At 72.2% G+C, this 24,731-nt stretch carries 19 protein-coding genes and 1 pseudogene; 14 read left to right on the forward strand and 6 right to left on the reverse strand.

The genetic code is table 11. The annotated features are described in order from the left end of the window. The first annotated feature begins 194 nt into the window (after positions 1-194). Positions 195-1,328, forward strand: a complete 1,134-nt coding sequence (locus ABIA38_RS07830; protein ID WP_424637718.1) for a vWA domain-containing protein — start codon at positions 195-197, stop codon at positions 1,326-1,328. 6 nt (positions 1,329-1,334) lie between these two features. Beyond that, positions 1,335-2,444 carry an XdhC family protein gene (locus ABIA38_RS07835; RefSeq protein WP_424637719.1) on the forward strand — a complete coding sequence of 370 codons (1,110 nt, stop codon included), beginning with the start codon at positions 1,335-1,337 and terminating at the stop codon, positions 2,442-2,444. Between the two features lie 96 nt (positions 2,445-2,540). On the opposite strand, the gene ABIA38_RS07840 is transcribed toward ABIA38_RS07835, so the two are convergent. From ABIA38_RS07840 to ABIA38_RS07850, 3 genes are read right to left on the reverse strand one after another with little or no spacing between them, the layout of a single operon-like run. Continuing rightward, positions 2,541-3,950 carry a DUF1116 domain-containing protein gene (locus ABIA38_RS07840; protein WP_424637720.1) on the reverse strand — a complete coding sequence of 470 codons (1,410 nt, stop codon included), beginning with the start codon at positions 3,948-3,950 and terminating at the stop codon, positions 2,541-2,543. Then, complete coding sequence (locus ABIA38_RS07845; protein ID WP_424637721.1) at positions 3,947-5,428, reverse strand: FdrA family protein; 1,482 nt, start codon at positions 5,426-5,428, stop codon at positions 3,947-3,949. Before ABIA38_RS07845 ends, ABIA38_RS07840 begins: the two co-directional genes overlap by 4 nt. Further along, a complete protein-coding gene (locus ABIA38_RS07850; RefSeq protein ID WP_424637722.1) occupies positions 5,412-6,431 on the reverse strand; it encodes a DUF2877 domain-containing protein in 1,020 nt (339 codons plus the stop codon). The genes ABIA38_RS07845 and ABIA38_RS07850 overlap by 17 nt, the downstream gene beginning before the upstream one ends. A gap of 257 nt (positions 6,432-6,688) precedes the next feature. Between ABIA38_RS07850 and ABIA38_RS07855 the strand changes: the two genes are divergently transcribed. From ABIA38_RS07855 to ABIA38_RS07890, 8 genes are all read left to right on the forward strand, one after another. Further along, positions 6,689-8,347, forward strand: a complete 1,659-nt coding sequence (locus ABIA38_RS07855) for a PucR family transcriptional regulator (protein WP_424637723.1) — start codon at positions 6,689-6,691, stop codon at positions 8,345-8,347. Between the two features lie 259 nt (positions 8,348-8,606). Further along, positions 8,607-10,073: a uracil-xanthine permease family protein gene (locus ABIA38_RS07860; RefSeq protein ID WP_424637724.1), complete on the forward strand. Its 1,467-nt coding sequence runs from the start codon at positions 8,607-8,609 to the stop codon at positions 10,071-10,073. Positions 10,074-10,127: 54 nt separating this feature from the next. Beyond that, on the forward strand, positions 10,128-11,054 hold the full coding sequence (locus tag ABIA38_RS07865) for an FAD binding domain-containing protein (RefSeq protein WP_424637725.1): 927 nt from the start codon (positions 10,128-10,130) through the stop codon (positions 11,052-11,054). After that, a complete protein-coding gene (locus ABIA38_RS07870; protein WP_424637726.1) occupies positions 11,051-11,641 on the forward strand; it encodes a (2Fe-2S)-binding protein in 591 nt (196 codons plus the stop codon). The genes ABIA38_RS07865 and ABIA38_RS07870 overlap by 4 nt, the downstream gene beginning before the upstream one ends. Next, positions 11,638-14,076, forward strand: coding sequence for an aerobic carbon-monoxide dehydrogenase large subunit (gene cutA, locus ABIA38_RS07875; RefSeq protein WP_424637727.1), 2,439 nt, complete (start codon positions 11,638-11,640; stop codon positions 14,074-14,076). The genes ABIA38_RS07870 and cutA overlap by 4 nt, the downstream gene beginning before the upstream one ends. Positions 14,077-14,091: 15 nt before the next feature. Then, positions 14,092-14,775: an SRPBCC family protein gene (locus ABIA38_RS07880; protein WP_424637728.1), complete on the forward strand. Its 684-nt coding sequence runs from the start codon at positions 14,092-14,094 to the stop codon at positions 14,773-14,775. Between the two features lie 25 nt (positions 14,776-14,800). Further along, positions 14,801-15,700, forward strand: coding sequence for a carbon-nitrogen hydrolase family protein (locus ABIA38_RS07885; RefSeq protein WP_424637729.1), 900 nt, complete (start codon positions 14,801-14,803; stop codon positions 15,698-15,700). Positions 15,701-16,020: 320 nt separating this feature from the next. Then, positions 16,021-16,650 carry a CPBP family intramembrane glutamic endopeptidase gene (locus tag ABIA38_RS07890; RefSeq protein ID WP_424637730.1) on the forward strand — a complete coding sequence of 210 codons (630 nt, stop codon included), beginning with the start codon at positions 16,021-16,023 and terminating at the stop codon, positions 16,648-16,650. Positions 16,651-17,488: 838 nt separating this feature from the next. On the opposite strand, the gene ABIA38_RS07895 is transcribed toward ABIA38_RS07890, so the two are convergent. Continuing rightward, positions 17,489-18,529 (reverse strand): sensor histidine kinase, encoded by a 1,041-nt coding sequence (locus tag ABIA38_RS07895; protein WP_424637731.1) that lies wholly within the window; start codon positions 18,527-18,529, stop codon positions 17,489-17,491. Between the two features lie 132 nt (positions 18,530-18,661). Here ABIA38_RS07895 and ABIA38_RS07900 point away from each other — a divergent pair, with 132 nt between their 5' ends. The 4 genes and pseudogenes from ABIA38_RS07900 to ABIA38_RS07915 all read left to right on the forward strand — a co-directional run bounded on the left by ABIA38_RS07900 (position 18,662) and on the right by ABIA38_RS07915 (position 22,430). Then, complete coding sequence (locus tag ABIA38_RS07900) at positions 18,662-19,834, forward strand: epoxide hydrolase family protein (RefSeq protein ID WP_424637732.1); 1,173 nt, start codon at positions 18,662-18,664, stop codon at positions 19,832-19,834. 214 nt (positions 19,835-20,048) lie between these two features. Next, positions 20,049-20,998 (forward strand): annotated as a pseudogene (locus tag ABIA38_RS07905) (transposase domain-containing protein). Between the two features lie 506 nt (positions 20,999-21,504). Then, positions 21,505-21,681 (forward strand): hypothetical protein, encoded by a 177-nt coding sequence (locus tag ABIA38_RS07910; RefSeq protein ID WP_424637733.1) that lies wholly within the window; start codon positions 21,505-21,507, stop codon positions 21,679-21,681. 389 nt (positions 21,682-22,070) lie between these two features. Continuing rightward, complete coding sequence (locus tag ABIA38_RS07915) at positions 22,071-22,430, forward strand: 5-carboxymethyl-2-hydroxymuconate Delta-isomerase (RefSeq protein ID WP_424637734.1); 360 nt, start codon at positions 22,071-22,073, stop codon at positions 22,428-22,430. 59 nt (positions 22,431-22,489) lie between these two features. Here the strand turns inward: ABIA38_RS07915 and ABIA38_RS07920 are convergent, their stop codons facing one another. Both ABIA38_RS07920 and ABIA38_RS07925 read right to left on the reverse strand, forming a co-directional pair. Then, a complete protein-coding gene (locus ABIA38_RS07920) occupies positions 22,490-23,113 on the reverse strand; it encodes a class I SAM-dependent methyltransferase (protein ID WP_424637735.1) in 624 nt (207 codons plus the stop codon). Positions 23,114-23,236: 123 nt separating this feature from the next. Further along, a complete protein-coding gene (locus ABIA38_RS07925) occupies positions 23,237-24,670 on the reverse strand; it encodes an amidase (RefSeq protein WP_424637736.1) in 1,434 nt (477 codons plus the stop codon). Between the last annotated feature and the right edge of the window lie 61 nt (positions 24,671-24,731).

Raw genomic sequence — 24,731 nt, forward strand, 5'->3', positions numbered from 1 at the left:
GGCCGGGATGGCCACCCGTGATCCGTCGGACGCGGCCACGGGGCAGGCTGCGTCGGGGACGTCGGGCGGCTTCGGGTGCTCCGGACGCGTGGTCGAGGTCGCGGGGGATCCCGCGCGGGTGCGGACCGGGCCGGGGTCGCTGCTTACGGTGGGTGGCTGAGGTGGCGGCGCGCAGTCCTCTCGATGCCGCTACGGTGCGGGCCGCTCTCGGGGTGCCGGTGCGCCGGGACGCGGTGGAGACCCTGGTCGGGTTCGCTCGCACGGTCCGGGCCGCCGGGGTCGCGGCCGATCCGCAACGGGTGCGGACCTTCCTGACCGCCGCCGCCGAACTGGGCGCCGACCAGCGGTACGGCGTCTACTGGGCGGGCCGCCTCGCGCTGTGCTCGGCGCCGGACGAACTGCCGCGCTACGAAGCCGCGTTCACCGCCTACTTCGGGTGCGAACAGGCACCCCCGGGCCGCCGTCGGCCGAGCGTCGACGTCGAACGCGCGGTCGGCCTGCCGGGCCCCGACGAGCCCCGCGAGCAGGACGCGCCCGACGGTGAACCCCGGGTCGCCGCCGCCGACCGGACCGAGATCCTGCGCCGCCGCGACATCGCCGGCCTCGACCCCGCCGCGCGCGCCGAACTGCGCCGGCTGCTCGCCCTGCTGCGCCCGGCCGCGCCGACGCGCCGCACCCGCCGGCGCCGCCCGGCCCGGCACGGTCGGCTCGACCGCACCCGCACCGTGCGGGCCGCACTGCGCACCGGCGAGTTCGCCCGGCTGCGCCACACCGAGCGCACCGTTCGGCCACGCCGCCTGGTGTTGCTCCTGGACGTGAGCGGCTCGATGGCACCGTACGCCGACGCACTGTTGCGCTTCGGCCACGCCGCCGCCCGCCGGCGGCGCGGCGCCGAGGTGTTCACCGTCGGTACCCGGCTGACCCGGATCAGCCGGGAGTTGGGCCACTTTGACCCGGACCGCGCGCTGGCCGCCGCGTCCGCCGTCGTGCCCGACTTCAGCGGCGGCACCCGGCTCGGCGACCAGCTGCACGCCTTCCTGACCCACTGGGGTCGGCGCGGCGTGGCTCGGGGTGCGGTCGTGGTGATCGCCTCCGACGGTTGGGAACGCGGCGACCCCGAGCCCCTCGCCGTGGCGATGGCCCGGCTGCATCGACTCGCCCACCGGGTGATCTGGGTCAATCCGCATGTGGCCCGGGACGGGTATCAACCCCTTGCGGCGGGTATGGCCGCGGCTCTCCCGTATGTTGACCACTTTGTCGCCGGGCACAGCCTGGCCGCGCTGGAGGAACTGTGTGCACTGCTGGTCGACGAGCGACGGACCGGGTGATCGGCCATGCGTGAACTGCTCGACCGGCTGGAGGAGTGGTACCGGGAAGGGCGCCCGTTCGCCCTGGCCACGGTGGTGTCCACGCTGCGCAGCGCGCCGCGCGACGCGGGTGCGGTGATGGCGGTGACCGCCGACGGTGTGGCGCTCGGCAGCGTCTCCGGCGGGTGTGTCGAGGGGGCGGTGTACGAGCTGGCCCTGGAGGTGCTCGAGGCCGGTCGCCCGCGTACCGCCGCCTACGGGATCAGCGACGACGACGCGCTGATGGTGGGGCTGACCTGCGGCGGGACCCTGGAGGTCTACGTCGAGCCGGTGGACGCGGCGCACTATCCGGAGTTCCCCGAGCTGATCGCCGCGCTGCGCGAGGGCCGGCCGATCGTGGTGGCCACCGTGGTGACCACGCCCGATCCGGCCCGGCTCGGCGCCCGGCTGCTGGTCGGCGCGGACGAGGAGGGCGCCGGGGACGACGAGTGCGGACCGCTGCCGGCCGCGCTGCGCGAGGTACTGGCGGCCGACCGAACGACGCTGGTCCGCCGGGTGGGCGACGCGCTGATCCCGGTCGAGGCGCTCGGGGTGGCGCGGGACGAGATCGTCTTCGTGCGCTCGTATGTGCCGCGCCCGCGGCTGTTGGTCTTCGGCTCGAACGACTACGCGGTGGCCGTCGCGCGCGCCGGTGCGCTCGCCGGGTATCGGGTGACGGTATGCGACGCCCGCCCCGTGTTCGCCACGGCGCAACGTTTTCCCGGGGTGGACGAGCTGGTGGTCGACTGGCCGGACCGCTATCTGGCCGGCACGCGCGTGGACGCGCGTACCGCGATCTGCGTACTGACCCACGACCCCAAGTTCGATGTACCGGTCCTGGTCCGGGCGTTGCGGTTGCCGGTCGGCTACGTCGGCGCGATGGGCAGTCGGCGCGCACACGCGGATCGGCTGGTCCGGTTGCGCGAGGCGGGGGTGACCGAGGCCGAACTGGAGCTGCTGCACTCGCCGATAGGTCTGGACCTGGGTGCGCGTACCCCGCAGGAGACCGCAATTGCCGTGCTCGCCGAGATCGTCCAGGCCCGGCACGGCGGCACGGCCCGGCCGCTGTCCCTGACCGACGGGCGGATTCACCGGTGAGCGGTCCGCGCGGAGCCGAATAGTCCACGCAGAAAGGGGACCCGCCGCGTTCGCGCGGCGGGTCCCCTTTCGCGTTGCGCACAGGCGTCACAGGCGTCAGCCGAGCGGAGGCGCCGCCTCCGCGAGCGCGTCGATCGCCGCCACGAAGCACTGCGCCGGCGGCGTGACCAGGCCCGCGCCGACCTGCCCGGTGCCCGCGACCCGGCCCGCGATGCCGGTGTTGATCTGCGGCAGGATGCCGGTCCGCACCACCTTGGTGACGTCGATCCCGGTCGGCGTGCCCCGGAAGTCGAGGACCGGGATCTGGTAGGCCGGGTTCTCCGCGAGGGTGATCTCGTACATCCGCCGGGTCGCGGCCAGCGCGTCGTCCACCTCGCCGCCGATGAAGCGCACGATCGCCGGTGCCGCCGCCATCGCGAAGCCACCGATCCCGGCGGTCTCGGTGATCGCCGAGTCGCCGATGTCGGGGTTGGCGTCGTCCGGGCCGTACGCGCCCAGGTACAGGCCGTCCGGCACCTCGGCCGGGCCGGTGTACCAGCGGTCCCCGGTGCCGGAGACCTGGATGCCGAAGTCGGTGCCGTTCCGGGCCATCGCCACCACCAGCGAGGAGCCCGGCACATCGCGGCCCGCGTCCATCGCCAGCTTGCACGCGGGCATGTCCAGGTTGAGGAAGAAGTGGTCGTTGCCGCCGACGAACCGGGCCGCCTCGGCGATGTCCTTGGTCGGCGCGCCGCTGTCGACCATGTTCGGCAGCAGTTCGCGCAGCAACATCAGAGTGCCGGCGCGGTTGCGGTTGTGGCCCTCGTCGCCCATCTGCAACATCTGCGCGATGATCGCCCGGATGTCGATCGGCTCCCCCGCTTGCACCGCGGTGCGCAGCAGCGGGCCGAGCACCGCCGACATCCACTGGAGTCGCTCGATCACCTCGGGCCCGTACGCGCCGTAGCGCAGCACCTTGCCCAGGCCCTCGTTGAGCGAGCACCACGCCCGGGTGCCGTGTGTGGTGTCCTCCAGTTCGAACATCCACATCGACGGGCTGACCACGCCGGCCATCGGCCCGACCGCGTGGTGGTGGTGGCACGAGTCCAACTCGGCGTGCCCGGCGGCCAGATACTTCTCCGCCGCCTCGGGGGTGTCGGCCAATCCCTCGAAGAGCACCGCGCCGATCAGCGCGCCGCGCATCGGCCCGGACGCCCGCGCCCAGTCGATCGGCGGCCCGGCGTGCCGGAACTGACCCGCCGTCAGGCCAAGCGCCTCACTCGCCGGCTTGACGTCCACGAGGTGCGGCGTCGAGGCCAACACCCGCTCGATCGCGACCTTGTTGGCCGCCTCGCGGCGCGCGTCGGCGAGCACCGCGGCCAGTGCGTCGGCGGTGCCGGGCAGCGGCGGGCGCCAGTCGACGGCGGTGACCGGCACGGCCTGCGCGGTCAGCGCGTCGGCGAGCAGTTCGGCGCCGACGGCGACCACCGACGGGTCCTGGGTCAGGAGACGGTTGGGAACACTCACGCGTCGAGCCCTTCTACGATCGCCACGGCGCGCCGGGCGGCCTCGGCATTGGACAGATGGACCTCGGCACCGGCGCCGGCCAGCGTGCGGGCCTGGCCGGCCAGGTCCTGCGGGTCCTGGTCGGTGCCGCACAGCGAGATCACCACGGCGGGCCGGTTCGGCCCGGCCGCGCGCAGCACCTCGGCCAACTCGGCGGCGGGGTCGGCGTGCGCGCCGTGCCCGAGTACGACGTCCAGGAGCAGCACCGCGGCGGCCGGGTCGGCCAGTTCGGCGGCGAACCGCTCCAGGCGCAGGCTCGGGTCGATCATCGGGTGCGGGCGGCCCGCGGTCAGGCCGTCGTCGCCGAAGTCGATCATCAGGTGTCCGGTGCTGCGCAGGTCGGCGGGCAGCGCCCAGTCCGCGCGCAGCGGGATGTTGGAGGCGATCGGGCCGAGCCGGTCGGCGGCGATGATCATCGCCTCGTCGCACAGCGTGCCGCCGCAGAACAGCCCGCGCAGCGCACCGCCGGTCCGGGCGGCGGGCGGGGTCTCCGGCGCCCAGACCCGGTCCTGCACGCCGGGCCGGCCGATCGCGGCGAGTGCCTTGGTCGCGGCGGCGGTCAGGTCGTCCCGGCCCGCGCCGAGGAAGGCCAGTTGTACCGGGGTGGCCAGGGTCGCGGCGTAGCGCTCGACCTCGGCGGCGACCGCTTCGGCGGGCGGCTTGGAGACCACCACGATCAACTCGGTGGCCGGGTCGGCGTCCAGCATCGCCAGCGCCTGCAGGGTCGAGCGCGCGCCGACCGCCTCGCTCAGATCGCGCCCGCCCACGCCCAGGCAGTGGCTGACCCCGCTGCCGGCCGCGTGCAGCAGGCACATCAGCTCCTGCGAACCGGTGCCGGAGGCGGCCACGATGCCGATCGGGCCGGGGCGCACGGTGTTGGCGAAGCCGAGGCCGACGCCGCCGACCAGCGCGGTGCCGCAGTCCGGGCCCATCACCAGGAGGCCGCGTTCGCGGCCCACGTCCTTGAGCCGGATCTCCTGCTCGACGGGCACGTTGTCGCTGAAGATCAGTACGTCGAGGCCGACTTCGAGGGCATCCATCGCCTCGGCGAACGCGTTCGGTCCGGGTACCGAGATCAGCGCCAGGGTGGCGCCGGGGGTGGCATTGGCCGCGGTACGGATCGTGCGCGGCGCGGCGCCGGCGGCGGAGCCGATCCCGGTGCCGCCGCCCGTGGACAACACGAGGGCCGCTTCGAGCACCTCGCGGGCGCGCCCGAGGGCGTCCTCGTCCGCGGCCCGGATGGCCACGATCAGGTCGTTGGGTCCGGCGCCGTCGGGGGTCTCGAAGCCCATGCCCGCCAACAGGCCGACGTTGAGTTCGGTCGCCATGGCGACGAGCGCCTTGGTCACCCCGTCCACCGCGGATACCGATCGGCTCACCTGCATCAGGCTGACCGAGTCTCGGTATGTTCCGCGGCGCAGCTCAAGCGCGCTGCTCACGGGCGCTCCTTCCTTCGGGGTATGGAGGTATCGGGTAAAGCTGGTTCGGGTGCGGGCAGTTCGCGGATGCGGATGCCGGGTACGGGTGTTCCGCCGCATCGGCCCCCGCCAGGACGCCGATCGCCAGGTCCGCGCCGGAGGTGTGACCCACCGTCAGCAGGCGGCGCAGGCATGGGAGTACGTCGGTGTTCCGGCCCACCGCGCCGATCAGGTCGACCAGTTGCGGGCAGCCGTGGCCGCGCCCCGCGTGGCCCAGCAGCGCGGCGGACAGGTCGGTGGTGCGGCCCGGCGCGTACGCGGCGATCCGCTCGCCGAGGGCCGCCGCACGGCGCGCACCGTTCGGGCCGGGGTCCAGGTGGCGCAACGCGAGCAGGAAGCCGCACAGCGCGTCGTCGCCGCTGGGGGTCAGCCCGGGCCCAAGCCCGATCAACCGCAGCGCGGTGGCCCCGGCCCGGTCGAGGCCGTCCGCCCCGGACCGAGCCGGGTCCGCGCGGACGCTCGGACGCAACCCGGCGGCGCCGGCCCGGTCGAAGTCGGCCGCGTGTCGCGCCAGTTCCGCCAGCTCGACGCGCGCCGACGAGGAAAGGCCGCCGGCCACCCCCCTGAGCGCGGCCCGCAGTGCATCGCGGCCGGCCCGACGCACGTCCGCGTCGTCGGACACGGCCGGTGGGTGCGGCGGCGTCCACCAGCGGACCGGGTCCACCCGCAGCCCGCCGACGGTCAGCCCGCCCGCGCCGATCCGGGCCTCTCCGCCCCCCGCAAACGCCGGGAACGGCGAGCGGTCGGTCCGGGCCGCCACCACCACGGCGTTCGGCAATCGGATCGCGTCGTGTGTACACACCGCCACCACCGCACCGTCCGCCGAGTCGGCCAGGTAGATCGCCGCCGGAAACACGCCGAGCACCCGCGCCGCCCGATCCGGCCCGGCGAAAGCATCCCGCAGCAACACCGACGCCGACCCCGGCAATGTCGCCACTCCGCCGCCCGATCCCGGGTCTGCCACGTGGTGCCTCCCGGGAACGGTACGAAGTCGAAGAGCAGCGGCGAGCCACGACACCGGCACCGCGAAAACGATCCGCAGTCGGTGGGGCACACGGTGTGCCCGCCGCCCGAGCCGACTTGCATCCGACTTGAATCGGATCGGCTCTATGTCTGTTGTGAACGTAATCCAATGGCTATGGTCCTCGAATGGAGCAAGTTGCCAACCTTGGCGCACTTAATTCGCGTAATTTGCCAAGCCCTGGGGGAAGCCCGGGCGGCGTGCGAACCGCGAGTACCGGCACGCTCGTTCGCGGTGTGGCGGTCCGCGACGTGCTCAGCCTCTCCAGCCTGTCCGGCGCCCGGCTGATGGCCGGCGCGAGCGGACTGGACCGCGTCGTACAACGCCTCAACGTGATGGAGGTCCCGGACATCCTGCCCTGGACCAAGCCGCACGAGCTGCTGCTGACCACCGGCTATCCGCTGCGCGAGACCCCGCAGTCCCTGTGCGACCTGGTCACCGGCCTGGAGTCGCGCCGGCTGGCCGCGGTGGGCATCAAGCTGGGCCGCTATCTCGACGAGTTGCCCGCCGACATGCTGGCCGCCGCCGACCGGGTCGGCCTGCCGATCATCCGGCTGCCCGACGACGTCGCGTTCGACGACATCCTCAACCAGGTGCTCACCGACATCCTCAACCGGCAGGCCGCCGTGCTGGCCCGCTCCGAGGAGGCACACCGCGCGCTGGTCAGCGTGGTGCTTGCGGGCGGCGGCCTGGAGGCGATCACCGACGAGCTCAGCCGACTGCTCGGCGGCACGGTCATGGTCACCACCCCCGACGGCCGGCTGCTGGCATCGTCCGAGATCGCCGCACCCGAGGGCAGCAAACCGGCGCTGCGCGGCCTGTTCGATGCCACCGGCCGCTTCCGGGTCGAGCGCTTCAAGCACGGCGCCCGTGCCCTGGAGGATCCGGGCACCGGCGTGGCCCTGGTGCCGATCCTGGCCGGCGCCCTCGACCACGGCCGGGTCGTGCTGATCTCCGCCGGCCGTACGCTCGACGAGAGCGACATCCAGGTGCTGGAACGGGCCGCCGCCACGGCCGCGTTGGTGATCACCAAGGAGCTCGCCGTCGCGGCGGTGGAGAGCAAGTACCAGGGCGACTTCATGCGCGACCTGCTGGCCGGTCGGGCCGGCGACCCCGCGCATACCGTGCGGCACTGCGCGTCCCTTGGCTGGGCCATCGACCGGCCGCTGATCGTGGTGGTCGCCCAGCTCGAGCCGGGCGAGAACCCCGATCTGGACGGCGACGATCTGCGGCCCGCGCACGAGCGGTTCGCCACCGCGTGGGGCATGGTCGTGCGCGAGCGCGACCCGCACGCGGCGGTGGTCGGCTACAGCCAGGAGGTCGTGGTACTGATGGGCGCCTCGGGCCGGACCGCGCCCGGCGACACGGTCCGCCAGATGGTCGCCCAGGTCTCCGGGGACGGCGGCGGCGGACGGCGGTCGTTCTCCACCGGGGTCAGCCGGGTGGTCACCGATCCGGCGCTGCTCCCCGAGGCGTACGAACAGGCCCGGCGCGCGGCCAAGGTGGGCCGGCAGATGCACGGGCCCGGCGGCATCGCCGACTTCGACAGCCTGGGGGTGTACCGCCTGCTCAGCCTGGTCCCCGACTCCGCCGAGCTGACCAGCTTCATGCGCGAGACCCTCGGCGAACTCGCGAGCCGCGAGGACGAGGAGACCACCGATCTGCGCACCACCCTGGAGGTGCTGCTCGACACCAACCTCAACGTCGCCGAGACCGCTCGGATCCTGCATTTCCACTACAACACGCTGCGCTACCGGATCGGCAAACTGGAGCGGTTGCTCGGCGCCTTCACCACCGACTCGCATCTGCGGCTCAACATCATGCTGGCGCTTCAGGTGCGCCGCATGCGCGGGCTGTAGCGCGACGCGCACGTACGGACAGTGCATTGGTCCTTCATCCATACGCAAACACGCGACGGCAACAAACCTTGGGTGAATTCCACAACACCACCAGGCCGCTTCTGTCAGCTATCACCCAAGCCGCAGTGTCCGACTCGTCCATAGCCTTCCCCCAACCTCGTGGCGAGAACGGCGGACATCACCGGATCGCGCTCACCGTGCCGGGTCGTGCGACAGCGAATCGCCCTCGCACCCCCCTACGCCTGGAAGGCGGCTGAACATGGCACTCGGCTTGGGATGGAAGCTCTACGGGGACGGCAGCACCCCACCTCCGGGTCAGGTGGTACGCCCCGACGAACGGCTCTCGTGGGGCCGCACCATCGGCCTGGGAGCACAGCACATCGTCGCGATGTTCGGCGCGACGTTCGTCTTCCCGGTGATCATGGGGCTCGACCCCAACCTGGCGATCATGATGTCGGGTCTGGCCACCGTGGTCTTCCTGCTCATCGTGCAGGGGAAGATCCCCAGCTACCTCGGCACCAGCGCGGCCTTCGTCGGCGCGGTCACCACCATCCGCGCCTCCGGCGGCTCCAGCGCCACCGTCACCGGCGCGATCCTGATCGCCGGCGCGGTACTCGCCCTCGCCGGCGTACTGATCCACCTGCTCGGCGCCGCCGCCGTGAACAAGGCCCTGCCGCCGGTGGTCACCGGCGCGGTGGTGTTGCTGATCGGCTTCAACCTGGCCCCCGTGGTGGCCAAGACCTACTGGCCGCAGGACCAGTGGATCGCCATCCTGACGATGACCGCCGTGATCGCGATGACCGTGCTGCTGCGCGGCTTCTGGTCGCGGATCGCGATCTTCCTCGGCCTGGTCTTCGGCTACACGATGTCGTGGCTGTTCGACAAGGGCTTCGGCCAAATCACCTCGGTGTTGCCCGGTCAGCACGACGGCAAGGAGTTCGCGCACAACCGGGTCGACTTCTCCGGCGTCACCTCCGCCGACTGGTTCGGCCTGCCCTCGACCCACGCGCCGGACTTCAAGACCTCGGCGATCCTGGTCGCGCTGCCCGCCGTGATCGCGCTGATCGCGGAGAACGCCGGCCACGTCAAGGCGGTCTCCGAGATGACCGGCGCCGACCTGGACGGCAGCCTGGGCAAGGCGATCACCGCCGACGGCCTGGGCACCATGATGGCCAGCGCGGTCGGCGGCTCGCCGACCACCACCTACGCCGAGAACATCGGCGTGATGGCGGCCACCCGGGTCTACTCCACCGCCGCCTACTACGTGGCCGCCGTGGTCGCCGTGTTGTTCGGCCTGTGTCCCAAGTTCGGCGCGCTGGTCGCGGCCACCCCCGGCGGCGTGCTCGGCGGGATCACCGTGGTCCTCTACGGCATGATCGGCCTGCTCGGCGCCAAGATCTGGATCGAGAACCGGGTCGACTTCGCCAACCCGATCAACCTCGTCCCGGTCGCGGCCGGCGTGGTCATCGGCATCGGCGGCGTCGCGATCAAGTTCAGCGACGACTTCTCCATCGAGGGCATCGCCCTCGGCACGATCGTCACGCTGGTCATCTACCACACGCTGCACGCCCTGGCCCCGGCGCACATGCGCGACCCCAAGGCCCCCGACGACGTCGAACTCGAAGGCGGCACCGCACTGTCCCTCGGCACGGTGGAGGAACACCCGCCCGCCGGCCGGCCGTTGGCCGAAAGCAGCAGCACCGCCACGCCGCCGGCACCGAGCTGACGCCCACTCACCCTTGTTGCACCACCGCACGCGAACACCAGGAGGGGACGACACGTGAAGCCGCCGGCATTCCGATATCACGCACCGACCGATCTCGCCGAGGCGCTCGACACCCTCGACGGAATCGGGCACGACGGAAAGGTCCTCGCCGGCGGCCAAAGTCTGATCCCGATGCTCAACATGAGACTCGCCGCGCCCGCCCACCTGGTCGACATCAACGGGCTCGGCGAACTCTCCTACATCCGCGCCGACCCCGACGGCGTCGCGATCGGCGCCCTCGCCCGACACGCCGAGGTCGAGGCACACCAGGCCGCACACGCGGTCGTGCCGCTGCTCCGCCAGGGCCTGCGCCTGGTCGCCCACCCGGTGATCCGCAACCGCGGCACCACCGTCGGCAGCCTCGCGCACGCCGACCCCTCCGGCGAGATGACCGCCGTACTGGCCCTGCTCGGCGGCTCGATGACGCTGGCCCGCAAGGGCTCCACCCGCACCGTGGCCGCCGAGGACTTCTTCCTCGGCCCGCTGGAGGCGTGCATCGAGGCCGGCGAACTGGCCGTCGCCGCCCACTTCCCCCGCCTGCCCGGCCGCACCGGCACCGAGTTCACGGAAATCGCCCGCCGACACGGCGACTACGCGATGTGCGGCGTCGCGGCGGCCGTCACCGTCGACGACGACCTGCGGATCGTCTCGGCCCGCGCCGCGTACCTGTCGTTGTCCCCGGTCCCGCTCGTCCTCGACCTCACCGACGCGCTGATCGGCCGGACCGCCGACACCGCGGTGTGGACCGACGCGGCCAAGCTCGCCGCCGACGACTGGGAACCCGAGGGCGACATCCACGCCACCGCCGAATACCGCACCCAACTGGCCGGCGTACTCACCGCCCGCGCACTGCGCACCGCCACCGAGCGGGCCGCCCTGGTCGACCCCGACCCCACCGCACCGAACAGCACTTCCGGTACCACCGAGCGGAGCGCCCGATGACCGAGACGCAGATACCCACCGAGCAGCGGCTCGACATCCGGCTGAGCGTGAACGGCGTGCTGCGCACCACCACCGTCACCCCGCGCCGCCTGCTCTCCGACTGCCTGCGCCACGACCTGGGCCTGACCGGCACCCATGTCGGCTGCGAACACGGCGTCTGCGGCGCATGCACCGTGCGGATCGACGGCAAGCCGATGCGCGCGTGTCTGATGTTCGCGGTCAGCGCCCAGGGCCACGAGATCACCACCGTCGAGGGGCTTGCCGACGCCGACGGCACCATGCACCCCGTACAGCAGGCCTTCCGCGAGTGTCACGGCCTGCAGTGCGGGTTCTGCACACCCGGCTTCCTGACCGTCGTCTCCGCCTTCCTGGAGGAGAACCCGGCGCCCACCGAGGAGGAGGCCCGCGAGGCGGTCTCCGGCAATCTGTGCCGCTGCACCGGCTACCAGAACATCGTCAAGTCCGTGCTGCGCGCCGCCGCCATCACCAGGGAACGCAAGGGCACCGAGGAACGCAAGGGCACCGAAGAAGGCAAGGGCACCGACGAGCGCAAGGCCGCCGCGCCGGCCGAGGGGGACGCGCGATGACCACCAAGATGTTCGGCGCCCCGGTCCAACGCACCGAGGACCTGCGGCTGTTGGTCGGCAACGGCCGCTACCTGGACGACCTGGGCGCGGGCGCCTACGAGGCCGCGTTCGTACGCAGCCCGCACGCCCGGGCGCGGATCACCGGGATCGACATCACCGACGCGCTCGACGTCGACGGCCTGATCGCGATCTACACCTACGAGGACCTGAGCGGCCGGGTCGCCGAACCGCTGCCCCTGCTCATCCCGCACCCGGCACTCACCCACGGCCGCACCGCCTACCCGCTGGCCAAGGAGTTCGTCAACCACGTCGGCGAGGCCGTGGTGATGGTCGTCGCCCGGGACCGCTACCTCGCCGAGGACGCGTGCGAGCGGATCACCGTCGAGTACGAGTCGCTCCCGCCCGTGGTCGGCATCGAGAACGCCTTCCGGGCCGACCGCCTCGTACACGACGACGTCCCCGGCAACTGCGCCGCACATCTGGTCCAGGAAGTCGGCGACGCGCCGGCCGCGATCGCCGCCGCGCCCAACCGCCTCGAACTGAAGCTGGACATCGAGCGCAGCGCGTGCATGCCGATGGAGGGCCGCGGCGTCTACGCCCGCTGGGACGCCGCCGACGCCAGCCTGCGCGTGTACACCTCCACCCAGACGTCCACGGGCGTCCGGGCCGCCGTGGCCGCCAAGTTGGATCTGCCGCTGGACCGCGTCGAGTGTGTCACGCCCGACGTCGGCGGCGGCTTCGGCGTCAAGATCGTGCACCCGTGGCCCGAGGAGATCCTGATCCCGTGGGCGGCCCGACTGCTCGACCACGAGGTCAAGTGGACCGAGGACCGCCGCGAACACTTCATCTCCGCGGCCCACGAGCGCGGGCAACTCCAGACCGTACGCGTCGGGTTCGACGACGACGGCCGACTCCTCGGGCTCGACGTGGAGATCCTGCACGACAACGGCGCGTACACGCCGTACGGGATCATCGTCCCGATCATCACCTCGACCCAGCTGCTCGGACCGTACAAGCCGGGCGCCTACCGCGTCGACTTCCGCAGCCTCTACACCAACACGGTGATCGTCACGCCCTATCGCGGCGCGGGCCGGCCGCAGGGCGTGTTCGCGATGGAACGGGCGATGGACGCGATCGCCGACCATCTGGGCAAGGACCGCACCGAGGTACGCGCCGTCAACTTCATCCGGCCCGACGAAATGCCCTACGACCACGGGCTGTTGTTCCAGGACGGGCGCCCGCTGATCTACGACTCGGGCGACTTCCCGGCGTCGTTGGCGGCGCTCAAGAAGCTGGTCGGCTGGGACGAGTTCGAGGCCTATCGGGACCGGGCCCGGGCCGAGGGGCGCCGGGTCGGCATCGGCGTGGCGTGCTACGTCGAGGGCACCGGCGTCGGGCCGTACGAGGGCGGGCACGTCCAGGTCGAGACCACCGGCAAGGTCAACGTGGCCACCGGGCTCACCAGCCAGGGCCAGGGACACCAGACCGTCTTCGCGCAGATCGTCGCGGACGAGTTGGGCGTGCCGCTCGAGGACGTCACGGTGACGACCGGCGACACCCGCCGATTCCCCTACGCGGTCGGCACGTTCGCCTCCCGCGCGGCGGTGATGAGCGGCAACGCCATCGCGCTGGCCGCACGCAACGTCAAGGCCAAGGCACTGCGGATCGCCGGTGAGGCGTTGGAGGCGGACCCGCGCGACCTGGAGATCGTCGACGGACACGTACGGGTCAAGGGCAGCCCGGGCTCCTCGGTCGCACTCGGCACGGTCGCGGTGTTGTCCAACCCGCTGCGCTACGCGTTCGACGAGGCGTCGAAGGCGGCCACCCAGCTCACCGGCACCGCCGACTTCTCCAAGCCGCCGATCGCCGAGGGCGAGGAACCGGGGTTGGAGGGACGCGACTACTACTCGCCGCCGACCGCGACCTTCGCCAACGGGATGCACGCGGTGATCGTGGAGACCGACCCGGACACCGCCGAGATCCGCATCCTGCGCTACTGCGTCGTGCACGACTGCGGACACCTGATCAACCCGATGATCGTCGAGGGCCAGGTACACGGCGGGGTTGCCCAGGGCGTCGGCGGCGCGCTGTACGAGCGGATGGAATACGACGAGCACGGGCAGTTGGTCAACGCCTCGTTCATGGACTTTCTGATGCCGTACGCGAGCGAGGTCCCCAAGATCGAGATCGACCACCTGGAGACGCCCTCCCCGCTGAACCCGCTGGGCATCAAGGGCGCGGGCGAGGCGGGCGTGATCCCTGCGGCGGCCGTGTTCGCCTCCGCGATCGAGGACGCCGAGGGTTTCCCGATCGTGCGGATGCCCATCCAGCCCTCCGAACTCTTCCACCTGCGCAAGCGGTTCGCCGCCGGCGAGATCCCGGCCCTGCGCCGGGGCGCCGACCATGCCGCCGGCACCCACCGCCCCGCCGTCTAAGGAGCACGTCGCACCATGAAGGTCCAAGGAAACGCCATCCTGAACGCGCCGGCCGACAAGGTCTGGGCCGCGCTGAACGACCCGGCGGTACTGACCCGCACGATCCCCGGCTGCGAAAAGCTGGAGGAGACCGGCCCCGACGCGTACCGGATGACCGTGACGATGGGCGTCGCCTCGATCAAGGGCACCTACCTGGGCAACGTGCAACTCACCGACCAGGTACCGCCGGGCTCCTTCATGCTCAAGGCATCCGGCTCGGGCGGCCCGGGCACGGTCAGCGCCGAGGTCAAGGTGACCCTGGCGGACATCGACGGCGGCCGGACCCGGCTGGAATACGACGCCGAGGCCGTGGTGGGCGGGGTGATCGGCGGGGTCGGGCAACGGATGTTGACCGGTGTCGCCAAGAAGACGGCGGGCGAGTTCTTCAAGTCGGTCGACAAGATCCTGACCGGGCAGACGCCGTTGACGCCGTTGACGCCGGCGGCGCCTGCCATGGCTGCCGTGCCTGCCGCGGTCAACGGAACTCCGGTGGGGGCAACGGCGGATGGCGGCGCGGTCGCGGTCGCCCCGATCGCCGCGTACGCGGCCCCGGCGGGGCCGTCCTCCCTCGGCGACGACTTCGCGAAGGGCGCCCTGTTCGGCGCGGCGGTCGCGCTGCTCGGCGCGATCGTCGGCGGCGTGATCGCCCGTCGGCGCTGAACCTCCCTCCCGGAACGGAGTTTCCATGCGTGCATTCACGGCAGCGGCCGTACAACTCGTCCCCCGCCCCGGACCGCTCACCGCGTCCGTGGTCGAGGCCAACATCACCCACGCGCTCGACTGGATCACCCGCTGCGTGGAGTCCACCGGCGCCGAACTGGTCGTGCTCCCCGAAAGCGTCACCACCGGCTTCACCCCGGCCCTGCCCGCCGAGGAACTGTGGGACCTGGTCGACGAGATCCCCGGCGCACTCACCCACCCCTTCCAGGACCGCGCCCGCGAGCTGGGCGTACACCTGGTCTGGGGCACCTACGAACGCGGCGCCGACCGGGGCGTGGTGTACAACTCCTCGGTCCTGGCCGGCCCCGACGGCGAAATCCTCGGCGTCTACCGCAAGACCCACCCCTTCGGCCCCGAACTCCGCGCGCGCGGCGGGTGGGTGACCCCGGGCGAGCACGTCAGCGTGGTGGAGACCGACCTCGGCCGCATCGGCATGATCATCTGCTTCGACGGCGACTACCCGGAGTTGAGCCGCATCCAGGCCGTCCAGGGCGCCGAACTCATCTGCCGCCCCTCGGCCCTGCTCCGCTCCGCCGACCTGTGGGAACTCACCAACCGGGCAAGGGCGTACGACAACCACGTCTACATCGTGGGCTCCAACGCAACGGGCAGCGACCCGGCGGGCGTCCTGTACTTCGGCAACTCGATGATCGTCACCCCCGGCGCGGAGGTGATCGCCCGCGGCTCCTCCCACGAGGGCTGGGTCTCCGCCCACCTCGACCCTGAGCGCGCCCTGGCCTCCCTGACCCCCGGCTCCAGCGTCCCCCAGGTCTTCGACCACCTGGCCGACCGCAACCTCACCCTGATCACCAACTACGCCGACGACTTGGCCCGCCCGGCGAAAACGACCTTCCCGCACGGATAGCCGATCGACCAACCGCAGACCACCACGCCCCGACCCACCAAAGTGGGCCGGGGCGTGGCGCGTTGCGGCGCACCGTACGCGGCACTCGGGATCGGGTCATTGCCGTGGATCTCGTTGTCGACGATCCATGCGTCAGGTACTCCCCATGTCCGGGCCTGACCCATGCTCGCGGCATGGTGACGCGGTGGGGAGAGCACGTGCGCCGGAGACCGGCGCTCGGGGTGGTGGAACTCGCGTTGGGGTGGCAGGCCATCGTGGTCGTGGTGGCGAAGGCACTGCCTCCGCTGACGCCTCACTGATTCCCGCAGTTGGGTCCGACCGTGGTCAACCTGGTGGCCGCCGCAGCGGCGTTGGCGCTGCTGTGGGCCTGGGGGCTGCTGCGGATCGCGGGGGTGGCGACCTGGGGCAGGCTCGCCCGCCGGCCGGTGCTGCTGCCGCTCGTGGCGGTGGCATGCCTCGCGGCGCTGCCCGGTCTCGCGGGTGGCGCGCCGACGCTGATCGGCGGGGTGGTGCTCACACTCGGCATCGGCCTCAGCGAGGAGCTCGGCTATCGCGCGCTGATCCTGGAGATCGCCCAACCGCTGGGCGAGGTGCGCGCGGTAGTGCTGAGCGCGGCCCTGTTCGGGGTGGGCCACCTGGACAACTACCTCTTCTTCGGGGCGTCCTGGAACGACACGCAGTGGCAGGTGTTGTCGGCGGGTCTGTTCGGGTTCAGCCTCGGCGCGGCGCGCCTCGTCATCGGGAGCGTATGGCCGCTGGTCCTGGTGCACGCCCAGGCGGACTACCTGGAGATCTACTCACCCGGGCGAACTCCGGACTGGCTACAGGCACTCGACATGACCGTCAGCCTCGCCGTGGGCCTCGCGCTGCTGTTCCGCCTTCGACGACCGAGACTGGGACAACCACCGGACACCGAGGGCAACTTGCCGAAGCGTTCGCGCCCGGCGTAGGAACGAAGGGCGCGCGAGAAGTCCACGTACCGGAAGCCCGGCCGGTAGCAGTCCGGTGCGTGGTCGACCCCGGGTCGGTTCGGCGGGGCCGGATCGTGGCGGCTGCCCGCGTCTCGTCGCTGCACGTCCGCTCCGCGGCCGGGGTCTGTGCTTGGTGCTCCGCATCCGTGCCGCCCGTCCACTACGTGGCCGTTGCCGACCGAGACGGCTTCCCCGACTCGCGACGGAGGCCGTTGTCCGTTGGGCATCGCGTGGTTCGGCCGCTGCGCAGGCGTTTCGGCCTCGATGGGGTTGGGTGGCGCGTCATGCGGTGTGCGTGTGGACCGGCGACTCGTCTCCTTCGGTCGAGTGTCCGTCCGATGCTCCGTATTCCCTCGGGGCGCGGCCTTTTCTGCCTTGTCGCGCCTCGCTTTCGACCCCGGAGGCACCAAACCCGCACTCGCCGGTCTCCGCATGACCGAGCGCCGGGTGAAACCGCAGGTCACGCATCCTCCCAAGCAGTGGGAACCTCGCCGCGATCCGGTTTCGGACCCGAGGAGAGGGCGGGAGCCGAGACAGGCCGCGAGACGCGGCACGGCAACCGACCACCGGGGCCGCCGACCGGACAACGGCCCCTGGAAACCGCCGAGTCGGGGAGGCCGACCGGGGCAGTGACGGCCACGTAGTGGACGGGCAGCACGGATGCGGAGCACCGGGCAGAAACCCCGGGCCCCGGAGGGGACGTGCAGCGACGAAAAACGCGGGCACCCGCCACGACCCCGCCCCGCCGAACCGGCCCAGGCCCACCCCGCACCATCATGCGCGACGCGGCCTAGGACACCTGGTCCGGCGCTCCGCTTCACGGTTGGGCCGGGAGTGTCGCGCGGACTCGGAAGCCGTCGTGGACCGGGCCGGCCTCCACCTCGCCGCCGACCCGGCGGGCCCGCTCGTGCATGTTGGCCAGGCCGCGGCCGGGTCGCTCGACCCGGAGGTGCCCGCCCTCGTTGCGTACCTCGACCACCACCGTGTCGCCCACCTGCGCCACGTCCAGATCGATCCGGCCGGTGTCGGTGTGCCGCAACGCATTGGTCAGCGCCTCCTGGACGATCCGGTGCAGCGCCTGAGCCACACCCTCGCTCATCCGGACCTCCCCCGTGTTCAGCCGCAACTCGCGCCCGGCGGCCCGGACCCGATCGACCAGCGCGGACAGGTCGGCGGTCGGCCGATCGGTGTGCATCACCCGGACCAGGCGATCCAGTTCACCCAGCGCGTCCCGGCCCACGCTCTCGATATTGCCCAGCGCCTCACGCGCGAAGGTCGGGTCCGCCGCGAACACCCGGCGCCCCACCCCCGCCTGCATCACCATCACATTGACCGAGTGCCCGATCGAATCGTGCAGTTCGCGGGCCAACTCCGAGCGCTCCTCGGCCCGGAGCCGGGCATACTCCGCATCCGCCGCCACCCGCCGACTCCGCGCCGCCTCCCCCGCCACCGTGGCCAGCAGGAAACACACCAGCACACCGAACACATCCGCCGCACCGACCGGCCCCCGATCCAACAACACATATCCCCCCACCGCCGCCAACTCGACCAACGCACCCACCACCCGGGCCACCCGGCCGCGCAGCGAGAAGAGGGTGAACAGGGAGATCCACGCCGGCCACTGGGTCACCATGGTGGAGTAGCCCGCCGCCGCGTTGACCACCACCAGCGCCGACGTGGCACACACCACCGAAACCGGCGCCACCCGACGCCAGAGCAGACACAGCGCGGACGCCAGCGCCAGGCCCAGGCCGAGCGCGTCCACCTCGCGATACGGCGGCCCGGCCGGGGCAAGCGCGGTCACCGAGTGCGCACCGGCCAGGAAGCCCAGGGTCAACCAGATGTCGGAAACGCGCATGGCTCATTGTCGCCATCGCCGGTCGGCCCCGTCACCTCCCCCGGACGGAGAGCCCGCTCCCTCGCAGGAGGGAGGCGATGCACCGGTCCCGAGGGACGAACGCGACACCCCCTGCTGCCTAGCCTTCTTCGCATGGAGAACAGCAGCAGCACCGAGACCATCACCGACACCGCAATACGCCCCTTCCGGATCGAGATCCCGCAGGCCGATCTCGACGACCTGCGCGAGCGGCTGGCCCGCACCCGCTGGGCCGCCGACGTTCCGGGCGTGCCGGCCTGGACGCGCGGGGTGCCGACGGACTACCTCCGGCACCTGGCCGCCTACTGGGCGGACGGGTTCGACTGGCGCGAGGCCGAGGCGCGGCTCAACAAGTTCCCGCAGTTCGTCACCCAAATCGACGGCCAGGACGTGCACTTCGCGCACGTGCGCTCGGATCGGGCCGACGCCCCGGCACTGCTGCTGATCCACGACTGGCCCGGTTCGTTCGTGCAGTTCGTCGACGTGATCGAGCCGCTGTCGCGCGACTTCCACGTCGTGGTCACCGACACCCCGGGCGTCGGCTTCTCCGGTCCGCTGTCGGGTCCCGGCTGGACCACCGGCCGGATCGCGGGCGCGTTCACCGAGTTGATGGCCCGCCTGGGATATGCGCGCTACGGGGTCCAGGGCAACGGCGGTGGCGCGTGGATCGCGGGCGAGATGGGCCGGATCGATGCCGAGCACATCATCGGGATCCACGTCAACGGCCTGGTCACCTTCCCCTCGGAGGACCCGGCCGACTTCGCCGGACTGAGCGAGGGCGAGCAGGCCAGGCTCGCCCGGTTGCAGGAGTTCCGGGACGACAAGATGGGTTTCAACGCGATCCAGTCGACCCGACCGCAGACGCTCGCCTTCGGGTTGCACGACTCGCCCGTCGGCCAACTGGCGTGGATCGTGGAGAAGTTCAAGGAGTGGACGGACACCGCGAGCGCGCTGCCCGAGGACGCGGTGGACCGGGACACCCTGCTGACCAACATCGGCCTGTACTGGTTCACCGGCACCGCCGGATCCTCGGCCAACCTCTACTACGAGATGGCGCACGACCAGAGCGCGTGGGCGCCGAAGGAACGCGGCACGGTGCCGACGGCGGTGGCCGTCGCGCTGCCGCAGGACGTGGCGATCCGCCGCTTCGCCGAGCGCGTCCACAACGTGGTGCGCTGGACCGAGTTCGAGCGCGGCGGCAACTTCCTGTCGCTGGAGCAGCCGGAGTTGCTGATCGGCGACATCCGGGAGTTCTTCGCGAGCCTGGACCACCGGCGCGGGTCCTAGTACCAACGCCGTTCAGTTGGGCGTGGGTCTCGTTTGTCAAAGCCGGTAAGCAGAGCAGCGGAGCTGCCGTAGAAGAGGTCCGTCACTCCAAGACATCCTCACCACGGGAGCTCCGCTGCTGAATCAGACTGACACAACGCGAACGGTCAAGGTGGCGGCTGGGGCATTCGCGCCCGGTCACATCGGCGAGTCGACTCGGATCGTGCCGTTCGAGATGGTCGACGAAGTACTCGCGGCGACCGGGAGGGCCGAGCGGCGGATCCGGCTGGTGCCAGCACGGTCGCCGTGTACCTGCTGCCGGCCGGGACGTTGTTCGCCGATCTGGGCTACCGGCAGGTCTTCGAGCACTTGTGCGCCGGACTGGCGGTTCCCGCGCCCGCCGGACCGAGCGGCAGCACGTTGCGGCAGGCCCGCCGGCGTCTGGGGGCGACGCCGTCGAAGGCGTTGTTCGACCTGTTGCGCGGCCCGGTGGCCACCACCGCGACGCGGTGGCGCGGGATGCCGGTGGTTGCGGTCGACGGCACATTGCCGCCGGTGCCGGACACCGCGGCGAACCTCGCCGTGTTCGTCAAGCAGCGGTGCAACAGCGGGACCGGAGGCCATCCACGGCTCCGATTGGCGACGCTGGTGGCCTGCGGGACCCGGTCGGTGGTCGGGGCGGTGTTCGGCCCTGCCACGACGGGCGAGCTGGAGTATGCGGGTCGGCTGACGGGTGATCTGCGCATGGGGATGCTCTTGCTGGGCGACCGAAACTTCGCCGCCTCGGTCCTGCTGAACGGCTTTGCCGCCATCGGCGCGCATCTGCCGGTGCGCTGCAAGTCCGGACGCAGACTGGTGCCGGTGGCCCGCTGCGGCGGCGGCTCGTTCCTTGCCCGGATGGGCGCACTCACCGTGCGGGTCATCGACGCCGAGATCAGCATCACCACATCGCGAGGGGCCCACACCGGCCATTACCGGCTGCTGACCACGCTCACGGATCCGTCGGCGCACCCGGCCGGTGAACTCGTCCGCCTCCACCACGAACGCCGGGAGGTTCGACTTCCTGTAGGAAGTGCGCTGCCGGGTGCGCGGAGCGGCTTGGCAGCGCAGCCGGCCGGGGCCCGCCGGGGCCGATGCGGCAATCGACCGGCCGGCGGCGTCGGCGGTGGGCGGCCGGTTCGGTGAATGCCGCCTCCATCCGCTCGAGGTCCGTGCTGCCGTGCGGTGCGGCGTGGATCCCGAGCCGTGCTCGTCGTGCGTGGGGCCGTCAGTCGAGGAACGCGTCGCGTAGCGCCGTGCGGGTGGTGATCAGCAGTAGCGCCTCGGGTGCGCCCTCGCCGGTGTTCGTCCGACCGGCCGGGAACGCAGCGGTCGCCGGGAACACAACGGTCGCCGGGAGTTTCGGCGCCGGAGGACTTGTAGTGCCCACCGGCTCACTGCCCGACCGGCTCCGCGCGGCACTGGCCCCGCTCGCACCCGCACTCGACGCCGCCGAGCGACCCACCGAGCCGTGAAGTCGACCCGCCGGCGGCATCCGCCGATAGGGCTTCAAGCCTTGCGCGGCCGGCCGAGTTGGTCGGGTGACCGGGCGCGGGAGTCGGGCCCCCGGGGCGCGTTGCGAAGATCCTCGGGCCTGGGCCCGCCGGGACAAGGCCGTCGCGGAGTGCCTGCGCCGCGTCGACAACCGCCGCATGGGCTACATGCGTTCGCTCTTCGGCACCTTCTGCGCCGACGAGGACGACGTCGAGGCCCGCTGCCTGATCGCCTTCTCCCTCCGCATCGGCAACCACTTCATCGCCGCCGACGACGGCCCCCGCAGCCGCGCCGACGTGGCCGCACGCATCCGGGCGCAACTCCTGAGCAACTGAGGCATCGGCCCGCGAGCGCTGCGGCAGGGTACGGGCCGGAATGCCGGCCGGCCACGCCGGCGTCGACAAGTTCACCGAGGCAGCCGAGGCAGCCGAGGCACAGGTACGGCTGCGGCTCGGACGGGCTCCGGAGAACCGGTTGGATGCCACCTCCAGCCGGTGCGGCGATGATGGATGAATGGGACGAAGCAGGATCAATCCGGCGTACGGTGGGGCTGACGTGGCGATCCGGAACCGTCACCGGGCGAACCGGTACCGCGAACACACCCCCACCGACCTGCGGATCCCGACTTGAGATCATCGAAGCCGGAGCCGGCCGCCACGACGTCGGGCGCCCGACGCCACGGCGAGTCGGAAGTACTTGAGTACTTGATGGGAAAGGCCTGCACATGCCGCACATCACCGTCGACTACTCCGCGGCCCTCGATCGGGTACTCGACCGCAAGGCCTTCGCGCGCGACCTGCATCCGGTCGTGGTGTCCGGCGCCGGGTCGGCCGGGACCTGCAAGACGTTCTTCCGGGCCGCCGAGGAGACCTACCTCGGCGACTCGGACGCACCCGCGGCATTCGTCCACGTCGACATAGGCCTGCTGCCCGGCCGCTCGAACCAGCTCAAGGAACGGCTGGCGGACGAGGTGCTCGAACTCCTGGCCAAGCACCTGCACCCGCAACCGGACGACCGGGTGATTCGCTCCGTGGAGGTACGCGACCTCCCGTCCTCCTACCGTCTGCACCCGTTGCAGCACTGAGCGTGTCGTCCGACCGCCGGGCCGGCCCGGTGCGCGGCAATCGTGGCAACGCCGGGCGATCAGGCGGGGGTTCGGCCCCGGATCAGGACGACGCGGCGCGAACCGACGTCCAGGAGGCGGGCGGCCGTGTCGGTGAAGCCCGCGTGGTCGGCCAACTGCCGTCCGTTCTCGGCGGTTTCGGGCAGCGGCAGGTCGCTCGCGACCAACTCGGCGTACACCCCGCGCGGTTGGAACGTCGAGGCCACCGGCAGGGTGCAGCCGACCCGGCCGCCCGGGCGCAGGGCGCGCCGCCAATCGGCCAGGGCCGGCGTGCCGAGGAAGTGCAGCGAGGACGCGCACAGGATCACGTCGAGGCTGCCGTCGGCCACGGGCAGCGGTACGGCCGGAGCCACCCGCCAGTCGATCGCCCCGCCGACCCCGGCCCGCTCCGCGCGGGCCCGCCCCGCCGCCACCATCCCGGCCGACAGGTCCACCGCGAGTACCGGTACGCCCCCGCCACCGCCCGCCGCGACCACGGCCAGCGCCACCGCCCCGGTCCCGCACGCGACGTCGGCCACCGCCTCCGTCCCGGTCGGGGCCGACCAGCCGACCAGGGCCCGCGCGACCTCGTCGTGATACGCGTCGTCGTACTCGTCCGCGAGGTCGTCGAACGCCCGCGCCATCCGCTCCGTACCCGGTGCCATGGCCCGCAGCCTAAAGCACGCCGCCCCACCACCGACGGGGCCGCCCGGCTCGCGGCTTCACCCACACAGCCGGGGTCGCCGGGCGGGCACGGCGTCGCCGGCGGCGGCCGGCCGGCTACCCCCTCACCACACCGGCGGCCGATGCTTCGCCGTCCACGGCGCCGCGGTCTCCAACTGCGCCGCGAGCGAGAACAGCGGGCCGTCCTCGCCGTGCCGCGCCGCCGCCATCACGCCGACCGGCACACCCGCCGGGGCCTCGGCGGTCGGCGCGGTCCAGTGCAGGGGCAGGCTCACCGCCGGGCGGCCGGTGATGTTCCACAGCGGGGTCACCGGATGTACCGCGATCATCCGCTCGAACGTGACCGCCGGGTCGGCGTCGTCGCGCATCGCCCCCACGCGCGGCGCGGGCACCGCCGTGGTGGGCGAGAGCACGACGTCGTACGCCGCGTACCGCTCCTCGATCCGCCGTGCCAGCACCTGGAGTTGCCCGAGCGCGGCGAGGAACTCGAGCGCGCCGTGACCACGCCCGCGCGCCCGCAACCAGCGGGTCAACGGGAGCAACTCGGCCTCACGATCGGCCGGTACCGGCACACCGGTCGCCAACATCGCCCACACCACCCGGAACGCGTCCCGGTACTCGTCCGGCCCGGTCGCCGGCGCCTCCTCCACGTGGTGTCCCAGGTCGGCCGGCAGCCGGGCGGCGTCGACGACCGCCGTGCGGCACTCGGCGTCCTCGCCGGGCCCGTCCGGCAGCACGCCCACCCGCAGCCGCCCCGGGTCGCGCTCGGCGTGCCGCAGGAACGTACCGGGAGCCGAGGGCACCGGGTGCGGGTCGCCCGGGACGACGCAGGCCATCGCGTCCAGGAGCGCCGCGGTGTCCCGTACCGTGCGCGCGATCGGCCCCGCACCGATCAGCCCGCTGGGGTCGCCGCCCGGCGCCGGGCTCACCCGCCCACGCGTGGTCTTGAAGCCGACCACGCCGCAGCACGCCGCCGGGATGCGGAGCGACCCGCCCCCGTCGCTGCCCAGCGCCGCCGCCGACAACCCGGCCCCGACCGCCGAGGCCGCCCCGCCACTGGAGCCGCCCGCGCCACGCGTGGGGTCGTACGGCGACACGGCCGGGCCGGCGTGGGTCTCGGTGAACGACGAACAGCCGAACTCGGCCGCCGTGGTCGTACCCAGGAACACCGCGCCGCTCGCCCGCAGCGCGGCCACCGCGGCAGCGTCTGTCGTGGCGACGCGGTCTGCGAAGACCGCCGAACCCGCGGTGTGGCGCAACCCCGCGACCGGCCACGTGTCCTTCACGGAGAGTGGTACGCCGTGCAGCGCCGGCAGCGGCCCGTCCGTAGCGGCGCCACCGTGCGCGGCGACCCGGCGCTCCGCCTCACGTGCCGCCGTCGTCGCACCGTCGGGGTCGAGCTGCGCGTACGCCCCGAGCAAGCCATTGAGGCGTTCGGCGCGCTCCAGATAGTGCGCGGTCAACTCCACCGGCGACACCGTCCGCCGGCGGATGGCGGACGCCTGCTCCAGCATCGTCAGGTCGTGCAACTCGGTCATGGGGGCGGCACCTCTCCCTGTTGATTACCTGTCTCGTGATTACCTGTCTCGGCACTCCTCA

Source organism: Embleya sp. AB8 (assembly GCF_049739465.1).
GTDB lineage: Bacteria > Actinomycetota > Actinomycetes > Streptomycetales > Streptomycetaceae > Embleya.

Bases quoted from the DNA above. Each gene is read 5' to 3' on its own strand.
- ABIA38_RS07835 (WP_424637719.1), top strand. From the start codon at position 1,335: ATGCGTGAACTGCTCGACCGGCTGGAGGAGTGGTACCGGGAAGGGCGC.
- ABIA38_RS07860 (WP_424637724.1), top strand. From the start codon at position 8,607: ATGGCACTCGGCTTGGGATGGAAGCTCTACGGGGACGGCAGCACCCCA.
- ABIA38_RS07870 (WP_424637726.1), top strand. From the start codon at position 11,051: ATGACCGAGACGCAGATACCCACCGAGCAGCGGCTCGACATCCGGCTG.
- cutA (WP_424637727.1), top strand. From the start codon at position 11,638: ATGACCACCAAGATGTTCGGCGCCCCGGTCCAACGCACCGAGGACCTG.
- ABIA38_RS07880 (WP_424637728.1), top strand. From the start codon at position 14,092: ATGAAGGTCCAAGGAAACGCCATCCTGAACGCGCCGGCCGACAAGGTC.
- ABIA38_RS07885 (WP_424637729.1), top strand. From the start codon at position 14,801: ATGCGTGCATTCACGGCAGCGGCCGTACAACTCGTCCCCCGCCCCGGA.
- ABIA38_RS07895 (WP_424637731.1), bottom strand. From the start codon at position 18,529: ATGCGCGTTTCCGACATCTGGTTGACCCTGGGCTTCCTGGCCGGTGCG.
- ABIA38_RS07900 (WP_424637732.1), top strand. From the start codon at position 18,662: ATGGAGAACAGCAGCAGCACCGAGACCATCACCGACACCGCAATACGC.
- ABIA38_RS07910 (WP_424637733.1), top strand. From the start codon at position 21,505: ATGGGCTACATGCGTTCGCTCTTCGGCACCTTCTGCGCCGACGAGGAC.
- ABIA38_RS07915 (WP_424637734.1), top strand. From the start codon at position 22,071: ATGCCGCACATCACCGTCGACTACTCCGCGGCCCTCGATCGGGTACTC.
- ABIA38_RS07920 (WP_424637735.1), bottom strand. From the start codon at position 23,113: ATGGCACCGGGTACGGAGCGGATGGCGCGGGCGTTCGACGACCTCGCG.
- ABIA38_RS07925 (WP_424637736.1), bottom strand. From the start codon at position 24,670: ATGACCGAGTTGCACGACCTGACGATGCTGGAGCAGGCGTCCGCCATC.